This window comes from Dyadobacter sediminis (assembly GCF_005860765.1).
Lineage (GTDB): Bacteria > Bacteroidota > Bacteroidia > Cytophagales > Spirosomataceae > Dyadobacter > Dyadobacter sediminis.
This window is the reverse complement of sequence record NZ_VCEI01000003.1, coordinates 500-19,159: the sequence shown is the minus strand read 5'-3', so window position 1 is coordinate 19,159 and position 18,660 is coordinate 500. Positions and strand designations below refer to the sequence as shown.

The window sequence follows — 18,660 nt, the reverse complement described above, 5'->3', positions numbered from 1 at the left end:
CTAGACAGGGCCTTACCTTCCTATTTATAAGCCTATGAGAAGTCATTCCGGCACCATCATCATACTGCTGTTTCTGATTTTTTTACTGCCATGTTGTAAAAAGGCACAAAGCCCGAAAGAGGTGCTTTATGTACAGTTTAATAATGATCTGAGTACATTGATTTTTAGAAATGAGCAGTTTCTGGGCTTTGTCAGAACCATGAAAAACAAGGCAGAGCTGCAAGCGGAATTTCTTAAGCTTCGCATGCAATACAAAAAGGTAGAGGCTTTTACAGAGTACTTTTTTCCGACTACGGTCAGGCTCGTCAACGGTGCACCGCTTGATGAAGTGGAAGATGAAGAAAATGCCGTCTTTGAACCCGGCGGCCTTCAGGTTATAGAAGAACTGATTTATACGACAGATTTGCTTGAAAGAGACGAGCTCGTGCGCCACGTTCGTAAACTGAATGTTAATCTGATGCGTATCAAAAAACTCTGGGTGGATATTCAGGTAACGGATTCACATGTTCTGGATGCATTGCGCCTCGAACTTTTCAGGCTGATCACACTGGGGATTTCCGGCTTTGACACTCCGGCATCGGGCCATGCTGTCAAAGAAAGTCAGCAGGTACTGCAGTCATTTCAACAGTATCTGAAAGTCTATGAAGAGATGATACCGAGTTTCAAAAAGCTATATGATCAAACTGAAAGTGCCATTGCGTTCCTCAGTAAAACAAAAAGCTTTAATGAACTGGACCGTGCCACATTCATCGCTGATTATATCAATCCGATATGCCGGAACCTTCATGCTTATCAAAAGTCGGCGGCTATTCCGTTTATCCGCGACAGGCGGCTGCTCAGGGGAGATGCGGCTACCTTATTTGAACCGGGTGCCTTCGATGCGGAGGCATTGCTTACCAATTCCAGGTTTGCCGCCAGTGCCGACCGAATTGCATTGGGGCAAAAGCTTTTTTATGACGTCCGGATTTCAGGTAACGGGAAAACCAGTTGCGGGTCGTGCCATCAGCCGCAGCTTGCATACAGCGACGGCCAGAAAACAAGTAAAGGCTTTGCCAATGAAGTAATGACCAGAAATGCGCCGACGATCCGGTATGCTGCATTTCAGCAGGCTTTGTTTTACGACCTTCGTTCCCCTTCGCTCGAAGATCAGGCAGCGGATGTCATTCACAATAAAAAGGAAATGCATGGTTCCATGCAGGATATAGCGCGCCTGATCGGTTCAGATGCTGAATATATCAAACTTTTCAGAAAAGCATATCCGGGTATAAAAAATGTTCCGCCGGCCTATATTCAAAATTCACTGGCTGTGTTTGTCCGGTCTATCAATCCTTTTAATTCTTCTTTTGACCGGTACATGCGTGGCGACAAGCAGGCACTCACACTGGATGAAAGAAAAGGATTTAACCTCTTTATGGGAAAAGCACGTTGTGGAACCTGTCATTTTGTGCCGCTCTTCAACGGCACTGTTCCACCAGACTATCAGCGGACGGAATCGGAGGTATTGGGTGTGACAATGAATACCGACTGGAAAAATCCCCGGCTTGACAAGGACGCCGGCCGAGGTGCGCACAACCATTTTCCGCAGTGGCAGCATGCCTTCAAAACGAGTACGCTCCGAAATGTTTCCAAAACAGCGCCATATATGCACAATGGCGCTTATGAGAGTTTGCAGCAGGTGATGGAATTCTATAATGAAGGCGGTGGCGCTGGACTGGGCCTGCCAGTCCCTAACCAGACGCTTGCAACAGATAAACTCAGGTTAACAAAGCCGGAAGTAAAGCTGATTATCCTGTTTATGGAAAGCTTGACAGACCATTAAGAACATTCATGTTTCGCGCTACATAAAAGGCTGTCCGCAGATTACTGTTTTGGGCCACTTTTCTGTTTATTGTTGGATTGATGACCTTTGTACCGATCCATTCTATTGGGTCCTGTACGGAAAAATCTCAATAACTGCATCAGAACCATTCACTAAAAAATTCTACTGACATTAACCTTAACAAATTGGTAATTTTAAGGAAAGCTTTTCACTGAATAGAAGACTTAGATTTACCTGCCTGTATTTATTACTATTGGTGGTTATCTATGAAGAAATTCTGCTTTTGTTTTTTCATGTTATTTTCTGCGCTACCCGGATTTTGCCAGGAGCCTGATTCACTTTATGCTAAACTACTGGACCAGGTAAATGTCACGGCAAGCAGAGTGCAGCAGAAGACGTTGGAAACACCGGCTTCGGTATCGGTACTCAATGCCGGAACTGTGCAAACCTACCAACCAAGAAGCACGCCTGAGTTGTTGATGGGATCTGCTGGTGTTTTTGTTCAGAAAACAACACATGGAGCCGGATCGCCATTTTTACGTGGGCTGACTGGAAACCAGACGCTTATTCTTGTTGACGGCATTCGGTTGAATAACAGCACTTTCCGGTATGGCCCTAATCAATACCTGAACACGATCGATCCTTTTACCATTGACAAGATTGAAGTTCTCAGAGGCGGCGGTTCTGTTGCATACGGATCGGATGCCTTGGGCGGAACGCTTCAAATACTTACCTCCACCCCTGGATTTTCTAAAAAACCATCTGTTCACGGCAAGGCAGTCACTCGGTTTGCGGCCGGAAATATGGAACAAACACTACGGGCAGGAGTGGAGCTCTCCGGTCCGCGTGCTGCATTCTCCGGCGGAGTAAGTATCCGTAATTTTGGGGATTTGCTAGGCGGGGATACAACCGGTAAGCAGTCTCCAAGTGGATACAAAGAATGGGATTTTGATGCAAAGCTGGTTTTTGGATTAAGTGACGCTTGGACGCTCACGCTTGCCCATCAATCCGTTTTCCAAAAACATGTACCGCTTTTTTACAGATATAAACTGGAAAATTTTGCTTTGAATGAGTTTAATCCGCAAAAGCGTTCGCTTAGTTATTTTAAGATAAATGGCAGAACATCCAGTAAATGGGCATCTGAAATCGCGCTGACCGGATCATGGCAAACCAGCAATGAAGGCCGGCTCAGCCAGAGAAAAGGCAGCAACAGTCTGCGGACCGAAACCGATAAAGTTCAGACAACCGGACTGATCTTTCATATACAATCCGATGTCTCTGAATTCTGGAAAGCAAGTTCTGGTATTGAAATATACTATGATCTGGTAAAAAGCGACAGGATTGATCAAGCTGCCGGTTCTGGCCCGACCGTAAGCCGCGGACTTTATCCAGACAACAGTAAATACCTGAACTATGCTATTTACTCGCTTCATCAATTAAAGCTTTCTGATTGGCGGTTTTCATTTGGTGGACGTTTTAACGGTTTTCGGATCAAAGTGGCGGATAATGTACTGGGTGATGTGTCGGTAAAGCCAAAGGCTTTGGTAGCCAACGCTTCAGTCTCTTATTTGCTTGATAACCAGTCAAATTTCTATACATCTTTTCACTCTGGTTTCAGGGCACCGAATGTGGATGATATGGGAACGCTGGGCATCGTTGATTTTCGGTATGAATTACCCGCCTACGATCTCAAACCCGAAACTTCGTACAACTTTGAAGCAGGTTATAAATTCCAGTCGGAAGGCTTTGCCATGACCGCAGCTTTATTTCAGAATAACCTGCGGAACCTGATCACACGTGTGCAGGTTGCCGGGCAGAAAATAGATGGAATAGACGTATACCGAAAGGAAAACGTAGAGCGCGCCTATATCCGGGGAGCGGAACTGGAAGCAGCACATTCTTTCGGCAGTTACTGGAAAATTTACGGATCATGTGCTTATAATTTTGGAGAAAATGTCACCAAAAATGAGCCGGTCCGCCGCATACCGCCCTTAAACGGTAGATTTGGATTAGAGTATCGCCGAAATCAATGGTATGTGCGTCCGGAAACCTGGTTTGCAGAAAAGCAAACGCGATTGGCAGCAGCAGATACCGGAGATAACCGCATTCCCAAAGGCGGCACGCCGGGCTGGGTTGTGGTGAATTTAATGACTGGATTTGAAACAAGACATATTGCTGTAAATGCAGTCGCCCAAAATCTGGGAAACAAGGATTACCGTATGCACGGGTCGGGAATCAATGGCGTAGGCCGAAGCCTGTGGCTTACTTTGACAGGAAAGTTTTAATTATTTTTTATTCTACAATATCCCGTAATTCACCATGACAAAAAAATTCAAGCTCGGACTTTGCTTGCTGATTTGCAATGTTCTCATCTATGGATGCAAGAAAAATATGGGTTCTTCACAGCAGCGTGAGGAGTTAGCCATTGTTAAAGAACTTTCTTCTAAGCGTATCGGCTTGCCCAATGGCTGGTCACTAACACCGGTTGGCAGAAGTCTGGACCTGGATGATTTGCCTTTGAATCTGGTGGTTTCTCCGTCGAAGAAATATCTGGCCGTTATCAATAACGGGCAAAGCACACAAAGCATCATCTTAATTGATGCAGCTTCGGAAAAGGTGCTGGATTCTGCCCGGGTCACCAAGTCTTATCTTGGTTTGGCATTCAGTCAGGATGAAAAAACAATTTATGCATCAGGTGGAAATGACAATACGATTCTGTTATTCAAAATTGAAGACCAGCAGCTGGTTCCCGCTGAGCCAATTATTCTTGGTAAACCCTGGCCGGTTAAAATTTCACCTACAGGGATTGCTGTTGATGATGCTCAGAACAGGATTTATGTAGTAACCAAAGAAGACAGCGCACTTTACATTTGTGATTCTCAAACCAAAAAGCCGATTGGCAAATTGAATCTTGGTGCGGCAGCTTACACGTGTCTGCTTTCCAATGACAAAAAGGAACTTTACGTCTCGCTCTGGGGCGGATCGCGGGTAGTAATCGTAAATACAGAAACGCAAAAAATTACTGCTGAAATTGCTACCAACAAGAATCCCAACGATCTGCTTTTAACCAAAGATGGTAAATACCTGTATGTTGCCAATGGCAATGACAACACGGTGGCGCTTATTGACCTTTCCAGACGCCAAATTTCGGAAACTTTGACCACGTCTCTTTTTCCGGATGCACCTGTCGGAACTACTCCGAACGGGCTCGCGCTGAGCGAGGATGAGAAAACACTTTACATCGCCAATGCAGACAATAACTGCCTTGCCGTATTTGACGTAGAAACGAAAGGACGCAGTCACTCCATTGGGTTCATACCGACCGGGTGGTACCCGACCGCAGTGAAAACGATCGGCTCAAAAATTTTTGTTACCAATGGAAAAGGGTTTTCTTCCAAGGCCAATCCCAAAGGTCCAAACCCCAATCTGTTAAAAGTTCCGCAGCAAATAGGGCCTAACCCGCAGGCTTACACAGGTCGGGAGCAGTATATCGGAGGCTTGTTTAAAGGCACTTTGTCGATCATTGACGCGCCCTCGGCTGAAGCACTTTCCGCTTATTCACGTGTCGTTTATACCAATACACCGTATACTAAAAACAAGGAATTGAATGCGGAAGGGGAAGCTGGAAATCCGATTCCGATGAAAGTAGGAGACAAGTCGCCAATCAAGTATGTTTTTTATATTATCAAAGAAAACCGGACTTACGATCAGGTTTTGGGGGATATGAAAGAGGGGAATGGTGACGCTGCACTTTGTTTATTTCCGGAAAAGGTGACGCCCAACCAGCACGCACTGGCCTGCGAGTTTGTATTGCTTGATAACTTTTATGTCGATGCCGAAGTAAGTGCTGACGGGCATAACTGGTCATCGGCGGCTTATGCCAATGATTATGTGGAAAAAAACTGGGTGACAAGTTATGGCGGTCGGGGCGGCACCTACGATTATGAAGGCAGCAAGGAAATTGCGCATCCGCGGGATGGATTCATCTGGGACCATGCCTTGCGGGCGGGTGTCACTTTCAGGAGCTACGGCTGGTTTGCCGACGAAGGAAAAGCAAACATCAAAACACTGGAAGGAAACTATTGCCCAACTTTCAAAGGCTACAATCTGGGCTATATGGATATTGACCGTGAAGCAGCTTGGGAAAAAGACTTTGATGAGCTGGTTGCAGGCGACAAGCTTCCAAGATTAAATACGCTTCGCTTTGGAAATGATCATACTTCTGGTGCCAGCGTAGGCAAACCGACGCCCTTTGCAGCAGTGGCAGATAATGACCTTGCAGTCGGACGTTTTGTTGAACATCTTTCCAAAAGCAAGGTCTGGAATGAATCGGCTGTGTTTATCCTGGAAGACGATGCCCAAAATGGCCCGGACCATGTGGATGCACACCGCTCCATTGCTTTTGTAGCAGGAGGTTTTGTAAAGAGAGGCTTTGTAGACCATACCATGTATTCGACCTCGGGCATGCTACGTACCATGGAGCTGATCCTGGGCATAAAACCCATGAGCCAGTATGATGCCGCAGCTACGCCGATGTGGAGGTGTTTTAACAATACAGCCAATCCGGCAGGTTTTACATCCAAAGAAGCAGGCGTGGACCTCACCCAGAAAAACGTAGCTATTAATTCCAATTCGCGCCAATCGGATCAGTTTGATCTTTCTGTGCCCGACGCCATTGACGACCTGATTTTCAGCCGGATCGTATGGCAAACAGTTCGTGGTGAAAAGAGCATAATGCCTGCTCCTCGCAGGGGCGCCTTTGTGAAACTTGCAAAAGGAGGAGATGACGACGAGGAAGAAGAATCTGACGAAGATTAATCAATGCTGATTATATCCTGAACATGTCCCGGCTTCTGATTGTTTTAATTCTTTCCTGTACGTTAATGCTACGGTACTGAAATTGGTAACCATAACCAATAAAAACGACATAATTCAAAGCCCTGATACAAAAAAGGCTGTCCGGAACAAGATCTCCAGACAGCCTTTTTTTCTTGTTTTAAGCTTAATAACCTTCGTTCTGATACATTTTTTCAGGATCCAGTTTGTACTCGTCAAAAGGAATGGGGTAGTACCTGTCCTTTGGACCGAAATTGGATAGCTTGGCAAGGCCAAAGCTGGCCTGATCCTTGCTTTTGAAATAGGTTACAAGTTCCTGAGTTGTGAAAAAACGCAGCAAATCAAACCATCGTTTGTCAAACGTTATAACTCCACAAAACATCAAGGTATCGGACGTAAAAAACCAGTAAATCTTTACCTGAATGCAGCTTGAATTTAATTATCAATGATCAACTGATGGTCTGAAAAGTAGGGAGTACTTCAGTATTGATCAATACAGGAACACTTAACAGGATATCTACTATCGACTTTATGGCCAATCGCTTGATGATATGCCTGTACCCATGTACAGGTAAGTAAAAACTAATTTCTTATTTTAAGATTATTAATGGTTTGTTAACTTTGTATTCTTTCTGACATCAATTGAAATTTTTATTGAAGTGCTTTTAATCACAATATAAAGAAGGTTTCTGGTAGTGATTCAGTATTCTTATTTGATTAAACATGAAAAAAGCCTTCAATTTGTTCCCTGACTGTACCGGAGTTCATACAAAAGCTGAATCTAACGGCTATTTTTTGCCGTTTATGACCACTGTATCTCCAACAATGTGCCCAGTGGAGACCTGGCCTTTATCGAACAGCGTGCCCATCCTTATACTGCTTCTGAACTAGTTTCGATCAACGAAAAATACTTCACTTCATTGTCCAAAGCGAAGGCGTACGTTAATGACCACTTTTTTTCAGGTGCAGAATACTTTTCTTTGGCACAGTCTGAGCATGCCGAAAATATACTGTACACCCTTGTTGACAAAATTACTTACCTGATGGCTTGAAAATGGTTGTGAATCGAAGGAAATTAATGGTATACGAAAAGATATTGACAACTGAGACGAGAAATAAGGTAAAAATAATTGTCAGAGGCTATTATAGGACTGATCGTTGATGTAGAAACCTCAAAGTTGTAAACATCCCTGATCTGGTCTTCAATGTTAGTAACGCTCATTCGTTTGGCATACAAGGATACAATTACCTCTTCGATGCCATCCACCCTATTCTCCCCACTTGGGAGCGATTATAGGCCGGGTCGCCAGTGCGATTGAAATTAGCGTCGCGGTCACAGGGAATACATATAATTTCCAAATACTTGATTACGCATTTTCAATAACACACGCATGGCACTATGTTTAAAAAACTTATGCTAACTAACAATTGTTGCATTAGCTTGAGCATTCTCATTACTTACTGGATAGATACAATTTCACCGAAGGCTTCACTGGTTTGCATAGTTGTATCATGATTTGTTACAATAACGTAAACTTCATAGGTACCATCAGTAACTTCTTTTGTAATAGAAAACCGTAAATAAAATTGATTGAAGCAGGAAGCATGGATTCTGCCGGGTAAACTGGTCAGCAAATGCTCTTCTTTTGTTTTACGATTGATCAATTTTAGTTTAATATCTTCGGCATTAGGCTCTAACTGGATGTTTGCCAATATATCTTGGTCCCTCGCTATTATCTTGGTTTCTTTGTAGTAGCTGCATGCATTATTATTAAGCAAGTTTGACTGCGATAGGGACTGGATGTATGGTTGCGATGAAGAAGCAAGAAAATGAAGGTTGAAATGCCTGGGGTTCAGGATTTCAGTTATTTCATATTCTTTGGAGTTAACCAGGATTTTTGCACTGTAATCACCAAACGGCAAATCGGTAGGAACTGCGGCACTCAGACTATTATCATCAATCCTTTTTAGTTGAATGCTTCTTGCAGGCATAAAGTCGTTGAAAATTTCCAATTCGTAATTATTATTTGGTAATATGTTGTAACCTGTAACTACGAGTGACGCATTAGCAACAGACGCTTTCCAATCTGATGGGAACAATCCTAGCTTTCCATAAGTAATTTTAAGGATGGAAGGAAATTCAGCCTGTCTTTCTCCTACCTGAACAATTGGTGTATAATTTCCGACTGTCGAATTCAAAGGTATAGCGATTGCTAGTCTTTTTACTCCGTTTGTATCTGGCAAAATCAAGCCGGAGGTTCTGGTAATCTGACCGCTAATCGTATTTCTTAAATTAACAGGTATATCCTGGAAAAGCATTCCGGAATCATTTGAGAACGGGTAAGTGCCAAGATTATTCATATATATTTCGGCATATGCATTTGGTTCTATCTTTACCTCAATGTTTTTGGGATTTCCGGTAAATTCGAGAGGTACTGACGGCGAGACATGGATATAGAAATTAGATGCACCATAGGTATCACTTTCAACAACAATTTCCACAGATTGTGCTTCAAATGGTAATCCCTGGCTAAGATCCGTGGCAACATGGAATTGGTTATTCAATTGAATTTTGGGCCGAATCAAATTACCATACGGATAGTCCACTGGCAATTTCACAAAAATCTGATTATTGAAGCGTTTAATGTTTTCATCACGAACGCCATCAATGTTAATTTCTTTAACTATCGAACCAATGTCGCCGTTGTAAGGATCAAGGTCTAATTCATCTTTACAGCCCAACACAATAATCAGGAAAAAGGGCAGGAGATTTTTCATTTTGCTAAAATGAGTAGTGGAAGTGATTTGCGACTGACTTACAAGGAGATGTCACCTTAAATCATAAATTCCAAAAGAGCACCCTCCTGAGTATTTTCTAAACGAAATTAATAGCGCGTTATTTTAAAAACATCAGCTACCAGCAAATTGAATAAATAATTAGCATTTGATGAGCGATTTTAATAATAGTCGATTATGATGGTCCCGCAATGTGGACCTGAATGCGAGCGATGCCCTTCTGATGACTGGCGAGAACAACCAGATACTGAATCATCTAAATATATAAACGAAAAAGTTAAGAACGTGTTTGGGATTTGGGAAGAAAGGGGATCGTACCATCTTTGCAGTGACCAAACATTCAAGACTTGACTAAACAGTATGTTAGACTGACCGATCCCCAATGGAGCGCAATTTCGGGATTTTTGAATTTAAAAAGAAAAAGGAAATACGAATTAAGATCGATTATGGACGCCCTTTTGTATGTTGTCCGAACGGGCTGCCAATGGAGGAATCTCCCTGAGTGTTTTCCAAAATGGCAGTCGGTGTACTGGTATTTCAGCCGATGGAAGAAGCAAAATCTTTTTGCTGAGATCAATTGTCTTCTCAATCAAGTTGATAGGAAAAGAGAAAACAAGAACGAGCATCCATCATCTTTGTGCATTGATAGCCAGAGCGTTAAATTATCTCCGATGATTTTTGAAAACCGTGGTACGGATGCAAACAAAAAAGTGAATGGACGAAAACGACAGTTGTTAGTTGACACTGATGGAAGAATATGGTCTGTCCATGTTCATGCCGGTAATGAACATGATGGTCCCGCTGCGTTATATCTTTCTGCTGACATTCTTTGTCAAAATCAACGTCTTCAAAAAATTTATGGAGATCAGGCATATAATGGTGTTTTTGCCCGTAAAATGCAGGAGTTCGGGATCGAATTTGAGAAGGCATCTCGTCCAGAATCGGCAAAGGGTTTTGTTCCTGTTGCAAAGAGGTGGGTTGTTGAACGTACCATTGCTTGGACGAATTTTTTCCGAAGAATCGTGAAGGATTATGAATATACCGTTTCTTCTTCTGTCGCCTGGATACTTCTGGCAAATATTCAACTGATGTTACAACGAATTAAACCGCCTCTCCAAACATAATTCCTAAACAAGCTCTTAATAGGCCAAACGAATCAGTATTATATGTATCTAGTTCTATTTCAAATGCTATATACGAAACTGGATGTAAACCAGGAGAGTGTTTTTTTGTAATTGTTTACAAGAACAAAAAAAGTATGAGGCTGTCTCAAATACACGACATTCATGATATTGCAGAATTAACGACAGAGGAAAATATTAAAAGGAGGATAATTCATGACTTCTTATTAACAGAATTTTCAAAAGTGGTACCATCTAATAAAAACTATTTATATAAAACCTCAATACTTATATATGAGCAATTCTTTTTAAACAGCCAAATTGATGGTTTCGGTTATCCACCAATAAAATCACGCTTTAAAACAGGTTATAATATGTGCTTTACAGAAGAAAAAGCACACGAAAATTTAAGTTTTATCGGTTTATCAGGTTATAAAATATTACCTAACCAAATAGGTAGTCAATTTACAGCCAGTCCTTTGTTTGATGGATTTTTAAATGAAAATAAAACCTTTTCCTTTTACGATTACGATTCAGAAATAGCACGAAATCAGTTTGGGGACTATGCTCATTTAAGAAGTATGGGGCTTCCTTAATATCATAATTTTAGATTACCTAGCTTTCTCCCAATATCATATCCTTCCTTCTGAAGTCTATTTCGATCAGCTGTTAACTCAAATTCATTTTTATTAATATCGGCTTGCAGTCGGTTTTGAATATACGCTATCCCGGCTGCACCATGCTCTTGGCCGAGCCTCCTGCAAATCACTTCAATCTCACCAGGCTTTAAGCTTTTCAGATATTTTGAGACCTCTTTAACATTGCCGTGATGTTGCGCAAAAGTGCTTGCTATGGTAATTTCATAAGCCTTTTTACACTTTTCAATAGCTTCCCGGTCCTTTTCGGCTTGTACATTCTCTTCTATTTTTCCAACTACACTGCTGGCCATAAACTCAGCCCCAAGCTCTCTGGATGAGATCGGTTTCCCTTTCCCATCATGAAAAAGGAATACTTTGTACCGGTTCTTGCCAACCACTTCCTGGTCATCTTCTGAAAATGTGGGTTTAATGCCTTTTTTGATAAGCTCCTGACGAAATAATTGCTCAGACGTACAATTCGACAGCACATGCAGGATCGCGCCTCTGAGCGCGTTTTTTCGCTCTTCCTCTATGTTCACTAGCCCGCCATGCTGATCAAGTCGGTAACCTAGTGCTAAGAGTGCTTTTTCTGCCTGGCTCTGCCTTGTGCCGCTTTTTTGTACCAGTGCATCAATAGCAGGTACAGCTGTTTTATTTAATTCATTTTGCCTGGCCTGCTTAATGCTCAGGTTTACTTTCTCGATATCCGTAGAAAGCTGGTTGATCGCATTCGTGACTGATTTCCTGGCAAAGGATTCTGTCCCTTCAAAAAACCCCGGCTTCTCTACTTTCTCAACATACTGCTCTGGATTGATCCGTGGGAAGTGCTGCTGTATACTCTCTGCTTTTGCTACGGCTTCCTGGGCTAAGGTGTAAAACTGTTTGACGGCAACATGCTTGGCCTGGCTACCCTGTATGCCTCTTTCAAGCCCCAGGTGTTTCATCTCATTGGCAAACCGGGTTTGCAGTTTACTCAACGTATACCGGTCACCGCCCAGCCAGTCTTTGGCGCAAAGACGGTTTTCTGTCCGCTCGGTTTTAACCTGCCGGCCTACCTTGATCGTCTTTTCCCTTATGGGTACAATGGTAGCATGCCAGTGCGGGCTGGTCTCATCATGGTGCGCACGTAAGCTGACAACATTATCCTTACCAAACTCCTTGTACAGGAAATCAACCAGGCTTCTTTGAAATTTCTTACAGCGGATATCATCCGGATGGTTCCGTGTGAAAAACTCCGGACTGGCCGTGGCAAATACATCAATGGCAAGCACTGAATCTTTCCGGATCGGAACACCGGTGCTACCTAGTCTCTCCTTGACATCATTAATGGCTACGGTGCCGATCACCTGCCGGTTCAGGCTTGCCCGATCCGGATCTGCGTTTAGGGTTTCCCGTTGGCGCAGCTCATGCGAGTCTTTGCCGCCTATACTTCCCATACTGTTCATCTTGGTTACTCTCAGGATTGCATAGGCCATAGCTGTCTGGGGTAAGTTGGGGGTGCGGGGTTTCCCCGCCGAAACGCAGCCAGTGAAATAACCGGCCCAAAGGGGTAAAGGTTTTTCACTGGTGGAGTGAGTCCACCTTTAATTTTTCAAATTAAACGACCGCCGACAAAACTTCCTAATCAACCAACATTTCTTGTAATACCTGCTTCAATTCTTTTATCTCTGTTGCAGATAAACTACCGATTTTAGAACCCAACCTGGTCTTGTCTACTACACGGATCTGATCCGCTGCAATGGATCCATTTTTGTTTTGAATGATACAATCTACACGCCACGGATATTTTTTTATAGTCGACGTAATTGGTATTATAACAACTGTCCGTAAAGAACGATTCAGATCATCAGGACTGACAACAACACATGGCCGGGTCTTGGCAATTTCACTGCCTTGTGTCGGATCTAGTGAAATCCAGTATACTTCATACTGTTTTACCATGTCCATTCCTCCTTGTCAAAATCAGTCATATTGTCTTCCAATAAGGGTTTATCATCTCCAGCAGCGTGCATTTCCAGTGCTGCTTCTGCCCAACCTTGTCGAGAAGCTGGTTTAATAACAATAGAACCATTTTCAACTTCCAACTGAACACTCGACTTAAAAGACAAATTTAACTTACGTAATAGCATCGAAGGGATAATTATCCCTTGACTATTCCCAATATTGATAATATTTGTTTTCATAATGTTATAACACTAATAAAATAATATCTCAAAATTACGAAAATATGTTATAACATTATTTAAATATGCGTTTCCATAATGACTTCTTTTCTTCGTTATCTATTGATTCTGGTAGTTCTTGATTCTGCTGAATCATATACTTTCCGGCATTTAAATGTTGATCGCGCTTAAATATTTCTTGCTCTTGGCTCCATCGTTCATGAAGACGATCTAATTCCTTTTGCTTTTCATCCTTATACTCTTGAAATTGTTTTTCTAAAAATGTGATATAATGTTGCTTGCTTTCCAATAATGCAGCTTGACCTTCTACTTTCGTCTCTAAAATTGCTATCCGGTTATTTTTAAAATCTTCACTTTCAACCTGATGAACACTTACAGATTTGTTAACATAGCTAACATTTTTGTTATCAATGTTAACATGATTATCTAAGAATGGATAAATACTGTTTACAAACTCCGCTCTGATTAAAATTACACCATTTCTATGGCTCACATGCCTTTTTGAGCCATCTTTTTTTGTAAGTCTTCGGATAGTCATCTCGGATTTACCTGTACGAGATGCTGCTTCTGCCAAGCTTATAAAATCACTCATGTTAACACTTTTTAGTTTTGATAACACTTTTTGTTATCATATGATAACGTGTTAAAATTAAGATTATACCATCCATAAAGCAAAAAAGCGATTAACTAAATATTTAGTTTTCGGCGCAATACTCTTTTCTTCTTCCTGATGAGTTTTGTTTGTTTGCGTTTTTAAAAAAATTAATGCTAACGCCCTCTCAAAGATTTTTAAGCGTGCGCGCAGCGACGCAAGCCGAACAAGTGGGCAGAAAATCAAATTTCTATATTCCAAAAACTCAAAAACGGGCGACAAACTATATAGTAGTAAAACAATATTAGTTATACTATAGGTACTTCTTGAATAAACAGACTTTTGGTCAGGAATAAACAGACTTTTGGTCAGGATACGCCTATAATAAACAGACTTTTGGTCAGGAATAAACCAACTAACATTTTTATAAGTCTGTTATTTATTATGAAATAGACAAACTTCTAGTCAGATTTATCAGATTTATGCTTTTACAAGTCTGTTTATTATCTATATTTGCACTTCCCTTAATGTAAAAGCTTTATTATGACCTATGAAGAAGGTTAAAGTGAAAGATAAAAGAGGTATTGCGCAAATGACGTTGCCTATTATTTACAATGAAAATGATGTCAAAAAGTACGCCAAGCAGCATTGGAATATAACTTTTGCTCGACAAAAGAAGGTTTCTGTTTATGCTAAGAGAATTATGGCTAATGTCATGGCTATGATAAAGGATGATGATTCTGATTTGCGGCCTTATTATCAAATGCATGTTTCATCTGTTGTTCCTAATACTGACACTGATTCTTACACAAAAATCAAAAATGCATTCGTTGAGCTTGCTAAGCTTCATTGGTTGTTAGAGGATATTGATAAAAAAAGGTTTGAAGTAAGGCATTTACTTAATACATCTGACATAAATTGTAAATATGAAAATGGCACCATTACTGTTGTTCTTAATCCTATTTTGAAGCCATACTTCATAGAAATTGCTCATTACACAACATACGAGTTAAAGCATTATATGCATTTTTCAAGTTGGTATAGTCTTCGAATGTTCGAATTACTGGCAGCTTTTAAAGATACAGGAGTATGGGTAGTGCCTATTTCAGAATTTAGAAAACTTATGGATTGTGATGGAAAGTATCCTGATACAACCGACTTAATAAAAAAGACTCTTTCTGAACCCCTTGAAGAGCTTGATAGTACAGATTTAGCTTTCACTTTTAAAACTATCCAAGACTCTAACACTCATGCCCGTGGTAGAAAGCCTGTTATTGCCCTCGAATTTCGACTCAAAAAGGTTGCAATGAAGGATGTGCCAGAAAGTTGGTTTGAATTCTCTGACGCGCATAAAAACGTGCTTCTACGGCTACGTGCTTGGATGGTGACAGATACTAATATCATTCGGTATGCAAAAATAATTGGGATGGAGGGAGCAAACAAGCTACTTTATGAATGGCAGTTAAAAGGAAACGAAATCCAGGATAAAGCTAAATACTGTAATGCAGTTTGGGTACGGGTTGGTAAAGCTGCAATGCAAATACACAGCTAAAGGGAAAAGGATGGCTAATTAAGAAGAAAAAGTAAACTAAGATGTTCTAGTATTTTCTATATTCATTTGATCAATAGCAGATTTGCTCATTTACAACCTAAGTCAAAAATGGAAAATACTATCTATGTGGATTTTAAAAGTTTACGGCAGGCATATATTGAAGTAAAAACCTTTATTGAATATGAAGTCGGCAGCAACGTATCTTCTTTAAATACTAAAATTGAAGATGATTTAGGTTGTGCAGGAGATGACAATTATGACCTTCTTGATAAGTTTGTTAGTAAGTACGAATTAGACTATGCGGATTTTGATTATTCAAAACATTTTCTCTCCGAGGGTGAAATAACCAGCCCTCTATTAACATTATTAACTTTACCCATATTAGTTATAATGTTGATTATATGTATTTTAACTTTTGGGAAAATTAATTTATTTAAGGTAAAGCTAATTTCTTCCTGGCAACGTCAAACACTAGATATGACCTTTGGTGATATGCTAACATGGTATTTAACAAGAAAATATTGTCTAAGAGCAGATGCTAGGTTCAAACTAATGAATAGGAGTAACTAATCCTGGAATTAGAAGAATATTCAGTACCCAAACATTGACAAACAATTTCAAGGAACAATCCTAAAATAGCTATATACGAGAAGAGTGCCGATCTGGAACAAAATGGGAAAATTAAATCGGTGTTTCACTAACTCAGGACAATTATCCAAGTGATACTTTGATTTGTGAGACAACGAGTTGATACACTTTTTGAGCCATTTTACGTAGTCAAATTGTGGTTAGCGTCGGTCTCAGAAAAAGGACATTTAGTAATACATTAATCAAGCACCCCGACTTTTTTCAATTGATACAGCTGTTTTATTGATGCTTCAAGTTTAAATTCCCAATTGTTCCTTTTCTGAATAATTTCTTGCTCTTGTTTTATTAGTTGCTCAAACTTTAAAGGTTTTTCAGAGTTGGAACAATTATTGTCGAAATCCGATAAGTTCTCTTCCATTAAATACTAATTTGATGAATTTCAAGTCTATGATTTTCACAAAAACCATTCCAGCAACTTTCAGAAATTAAACAAAATAGCTTATAAGAAAATGGATTTAAGTTTGACAGAGACGCCTTATATAAAACTTCGACGACTTCATTGTGAGCAATTTATAGCATTACTAACAAATGAGATCGAGGCACGCCATCTCTTATTCTATCAGCACAGACAGGAAAGGTCAAATTTTAAAAATGGTTTTAGTTACCGTGAAATTGCAATGGTAATAAAATGGCAAATTTCAGAACTCATGGAATTTAATGCGATTAGTAGCGATAAAAAAAACCGTCTAAAACAACAACAATGGCAAGAGTTGCAGCTTCTAAATGCAACCTCTTATTTGGAACAAATGGAAAAGTAACGAAACCTTGTACAAAATCAAGAACTTCGCCAAAAGCCTAGTTACCCCCTTGTTCTGTGTTTTGTTGTTTAACATAAAATCCGTTATACAAACTTCAGGAACCACTTCTGGGTTTTGTCCTGCCTTTATTTTATCAGGAATAATAAGTTAATTGTATTTTTCTAACATAGACTATTATACTAATGGATCACATTACAAAAGTGGAAGTGGCTATTATAGACGAAACGGATCCTAAAACACCGTTTTCGTACCCAAGAGCAACCTATTCGTTTCATCCCAACTTTAAAATAGGTGATAAAATTAGCTTTCTAAAAGAGGAAGATGATGATTATGCCTATTTTTCTGGGCTGGTAAAGAGAAAGGCGACGCATGTTATCAAGGATGTTCATTGGATCCATTCAACCATTACAGAAGAAGAGCCTGTACAGTTAATGGTCGTCACTGTCGAAGAGTGGAAACCAAAACGCTCGGCCCGGATTACTCATCGGGACGGCAATTAGTAAAAAGGGGAGCTTTGAAAGCTCCCCTTTTTTGTAGTTTATGTAATATACAAGTAATCAAATCCAATGACTTTATCGGAATAATGCTACTAATTTTGTAATTTTATACAGTTCAAACTTTAAAAGTTCATATATGGGAACACGTAGACGAACTACGGAATTTAGAAAAGGCGATGTGTATCGTGCCACTAGGAATGGAGAAATCACCCCACACATTTGGGTTATCATGCAGGATTGCCTGCATGCTGATAGACATTGCACGAGAGCATTTAATTTGACAGGTTCCGAAGCTCCGGAAGGACAACACATGATCGATGTAAGCCACTTTACCTTTCCGTATGGGTTATTTAAATACAAAAAGAAGTATACCTATGCCAGGATCAATGAAAAGGACTGTTTAACAAAAGGTAACAATCTGGAGTACCTGGGCGACGTCGAGGATTTATGTCCAGGACTAATGGACGAAGTGTGTAAGCAAACCTATGCTTGCGACGTAGCTAATGATTTGGACGATTTATGCGATTGTAACTACCAGATCATTGATAAGAAAGTCGATCTGGGGCAGATGATTGAACCGGAATGCGACTGCAATCAAAAGGTGTACTTTGGATAGTACACCTTTTGATTCTCACTGCTCAATTACCAACAAATACTCTCCGGTTTTTTGCCATTCGTTACCTTTGCTCCATTAAAGTCGTGACGGTTTTTCTTCCTTTCTTTAATTTACCCAAAAATGGATAAAATTGATCTTTTTAAGCAGTGTTTCAGTGGAATTTCGATTGACGAATTATATAATAGAATTCATGAATACCGAAGTTTAGAAGAAGATAAAGATGCGTCTGAGTACGTTTTAAAAAAGCATCTTAGAAAGATAGTTCAAGTACAATTGAATAACGAACTTGTATCATTCTTCTTAAATCACGATGTCCAAACTAATCAATATGAACTTTTTCACTTCTACCGAATAAGAAAATTTGCAATAGATGATTATAATAAGTTGATTACTAGAGAGTTTTCTTCTATAAAAAAAGAACAAGATGTATGGAGTAGACCGCCGAGCATTGATGCAAAGGACTACGGTAGGCTTAGAACGTGTTTGGGATTTGGGAAGAAAGGGGATCGTACCATCTTTGCAGTGACCAAACATTCAAGACTTGACTAAACAGTATGTTAGACTGACCGATCCCCAATGGAGCGCAATTTCGGGATTTTTGAAT

Annotated in this window: 19 protein-coding genes; 12 read left to right on the top strand and 7 right to left on the bottom strand. The window is 40.4% G+C overall.

Translation table 11 applies throughout. The features are described 5' to 3' along the window. Window positions 1-34 precede the first annotated feature (34 nt). From FEM55_RS00455 to FEM55_RS00445, 3 genes are all read left to right on the top strand, one after another. On the top strand, window positions 35-1,819 hold the full coding sequence (locus tag FEM55_RS00455) for a cytochrome-c peroxidase (protein ID WP_138279365.1): 1,785 nt from the start codon (window positions 35-37) through the stop codon (window positions 1,817-1,819). Window positions 1,820-2,112: 293 nt separating this feature from the next. Continuing rightward, window positions 2,113-4,104: a TonB-dependent receptor plug domain-containing protein gene (locus FEM55_RS00450; RefSeq protein ID WP_171036423.1), complete on the top strand. Its 1,992-nt coding sequence runs from the start codon at window positions 2,113-2,115 to the stop codon at window positions 4,102-4,104. A gap of 106 nt (window positions 4,105-4,210) precedes the next feature. Continuing rightward, window positions 4,211-6,637: a bifunctional YncE family protein/alkaline phosphatase family protein gene (locus FEM55_RS00445; RefSeq protein WP_229209030.1), complete on the top strand. Its 2,427-nt coding sequence runs from the start codon at window positions 4,211-4,213 to the stop codon at window positions 6,635-6,637. A gap of 184 nt (window positions 6,638-6,821) precedes the next feature. Here the strand turns inward: FEM55_RS00445 and FEM55_RS00440 are convergent, their stop codons facing one another. After that, window positions 6,822-7,037: a RagB/SusD family nutrient uptake outer membrane protein gene (locus FEM55_RS00440; protein ID WP_201747730.1), complete on the bottom strand. Its 216-nt coding sequence runs from the start codon at window positions 7,035-7,037 to the stop codon at window positions 6,822-6,824. A 445-nt stretch (window positions 7,038-7,482) separates the two neighbouring features. On the opposite strand from FEM55_RS00440, the gene FEM55_RS00435 reads away from it, so the two are divergent. Continuing rightward, window positions 7,483-7,707 carry a hypothetical protein gene (locus FEM55_RS00435; protein WP_138279362.1) on the top strand — a complete coding sequence of 75 codons (225 nt, stop codon included), beginning with the start codon at window positions 7,483-7,485 and terminating at the stop codon, window positions 7,705-7,707. A 406-nt stretch (window positions 7,708-8,113) separates the two neighbouring features. On the opposite strand, the gene FEM55_RS24805 is transcribed toward FEM55_RS00435, so the two are convergent. Continuing rightward, a complete protein-coding gene (locus FEM55_RS24805; protein ID WP_161597100.1) occupies window positions 8,114-9,433 on the bottom strand; it encodes a hypothetical protein in 1,320 nt (439 codons plus the stop codon). Between the two features lie 365 nt (window positions 9,434-9,798). Here FEM55_RS24805 and FEM55_RS00425 point away from each other — a divergent pair, with 365 nt between their 5' ends. Both FEM55_RS00425 and FEM55_RS00420 read left to right on the top strand, forming a co-directional pair. Continuing rightward, window positions 9,799-10,575 (top strand): IS5 family transposase, encoded by a 777-nt coding sequence (locus FEM55_RS00425; RefSeq protein ID WP_138279361.1) that lies wholly within the window; start codon window positions 9,799-9,801, stop codon window positions 10,573-10,575. Between the two features lie 134 nt (window positions 10,576-10,709). Next, the gene (locus FEM55_RS00420; protein WP_138279360.1) at window positions 10,710-11,168 is read left to right on the top strand and encodes a hypothetical protein; all 459 of its coding nucleotides are present in this window, start codon (window positions 10,710-10,712) and stop codon (window positions 11,166-11,168) included. Window positions 11,169-11,170: 2 nt separating this feature from the next. On the opposite strand, the gene mobV is transcribed toward FEM55_RS00420, so the two are convergent. From mobV to FEM55_RS00400, 4 genes are all read right to left on the bottom strand, one after another. Then, window positions 11,171-12,685 carry a MobV family relaxase gene (gene mobV / locus FEM55_RS00415; RefSeq protein ID WP_138279359.1) on the bottom strand — a complete coding sequence of 505 codons (1,515 nt, stop codon included), beginning with the start codon at window positions 12,683-12,685 and terminating at the stop codon, window positions 11,171-11,173. A gap of 145 nt (window positions 12,686-12,830) precedes the next feature. Then, window positions 12,831-13,157, bottom strand: a complete 327-nt coding sequence (locus FEM55_RS00410; protein WP_229209029.1) for a type II toxin-antitoxin system PemK/MazF family toxin — start codon at window positions 13,155-13,157, stop codon at window positions 12,831-12,833. Beyond that, a complete protein-coding gene (locus FEM55_RS00405) occupies window positions 13,145-13,393 on the bottom strand; it encodes an AbrB/MazE/SpoVT family DNA-binding domain-containing protein (RefSeq protein WP_138279358.1) in 249 nt (82 codons plus the stop codon). The genes FEM55_RS00410 and FEM55_RS00405 overlap by 13 nt, the downstream gene beginning before the upstream one ends. Window positions 13,394-13,448: 55 nt before the next feature. Continuing rightward, complete coding sequence (locus FEM55_RS00400) at window positions 13,449-13,985, bottom strand: hypothetical protein (protein ID WP_138279357.1); 537 nt, start codon at window positions 13,983-13,985, stop codon at window positions 13,449-13,451. A 550-nt stretch (window positions 13,986-14,535) separates the two neighbouring features. Between FEM55_RS00400 and FEM55_RS00395 the strand changes: the two genes are divergently transcribed. Beyond that, window positions 14,536-15,537 carry a replication initiation protein gene (locus FEM55_RS00395; RefSeq protein ID WP_138279356.1) on the top strand — a complete coding sequence of 334 codons (1,002 nt, stop codon included), beginning with the start codon at window positions 14,536-14,538 and terminating at the stop codon, window positions 15,535-15,537. A 108-nt stretch (window positions 15,538-15,645) separates the two neighbouring features. After that, complete coding sequence (locus FEM55_RS00390) at window positions 15,646-16,107, top strand: DUF1493 family protein (protein ID WP_138279355.1); 462 nt, start codon at window positions 15,646-15,648, stop codon at window positions 16,105-16,107. A gap of 256 nt (window positions 16,108-16,363) precedes the next feature. Here the strand turns inward: FEM55_RS00390 and FEM55_RS00385 are convergent, their stop codons facing one another. Beyond that, on the bottom strand, window positions 16,364-16,543 hold the full coding sequence (locus FEM55_RS00385; RefSeq protein ID WP_138279354.1) for a hypothetical protein: 180 nt from the start codon (window positions 16,541-16,543) through the stop codon (window positions 16,364-16,366). Window positions 16,544-16,634: 91 nt separating this feature from the next. Between FEM55_RS00385 and FEM55_RS00380 the strand changes: the two genes are divergently transcribed. The 4 genes from FEM55_RS00380 to FEM55_RS00365 all read left to right on the top strand — a co-directional run bounded on the left by FEM55_RS00380 (window position 16,635) and on the right by FEM55_RS00365 (window position 18,605). Further along, window positions 16,635-16,943: a hypothetical protein gene (locus FEM55_RS00380; RefSeq protein ID WP_138279353.1), complete on the top strand. Its 309-nt coding sequence runs from the start codon at window positions 16,635-16,637 to the stop codon at window positions 16,941-16,943. A gap of 182 nt (window positions 16,944-17,125) precedes the next feature. Then, window positions 17,126-17,443, top strand: coding sequence for a hypothetical protein (locus FEM55_RS00375; RefSeq protein ID WP_138279352.1), 318 nt, complete (start codon window positions 17,126-17,128; stop codon window positions 17,441-17,443). 133 nt (window positions 17,444-17,576) lie between these two features. Further along, the gene (locus FEM55_RS00370; RefSeq protein ID WP_138279351.1) at window positions 17,577-18,056 is read left to right on the top strand and encodes a hypothetical protein; all 480 of its coding nucleotides are present in this window, start codon (window positions 17,577-17,579) and stop codon (window positions 18,054-18,056) included. A gap of 120 nt (window positions 18,057-18,176) precedes the next feature. Further along, complete coding sequence (locus tag FEM55_RS00365) at window positions 18,177-18,605, top strand: hypothetical protein (protein WP_138279350.1); 429 nt, start codon at window positions 18,177-18,179, stop codon at window positions 18,603-18,605. Window positions 18,606-18,660 lie beyond the last annotated feature (55 nt).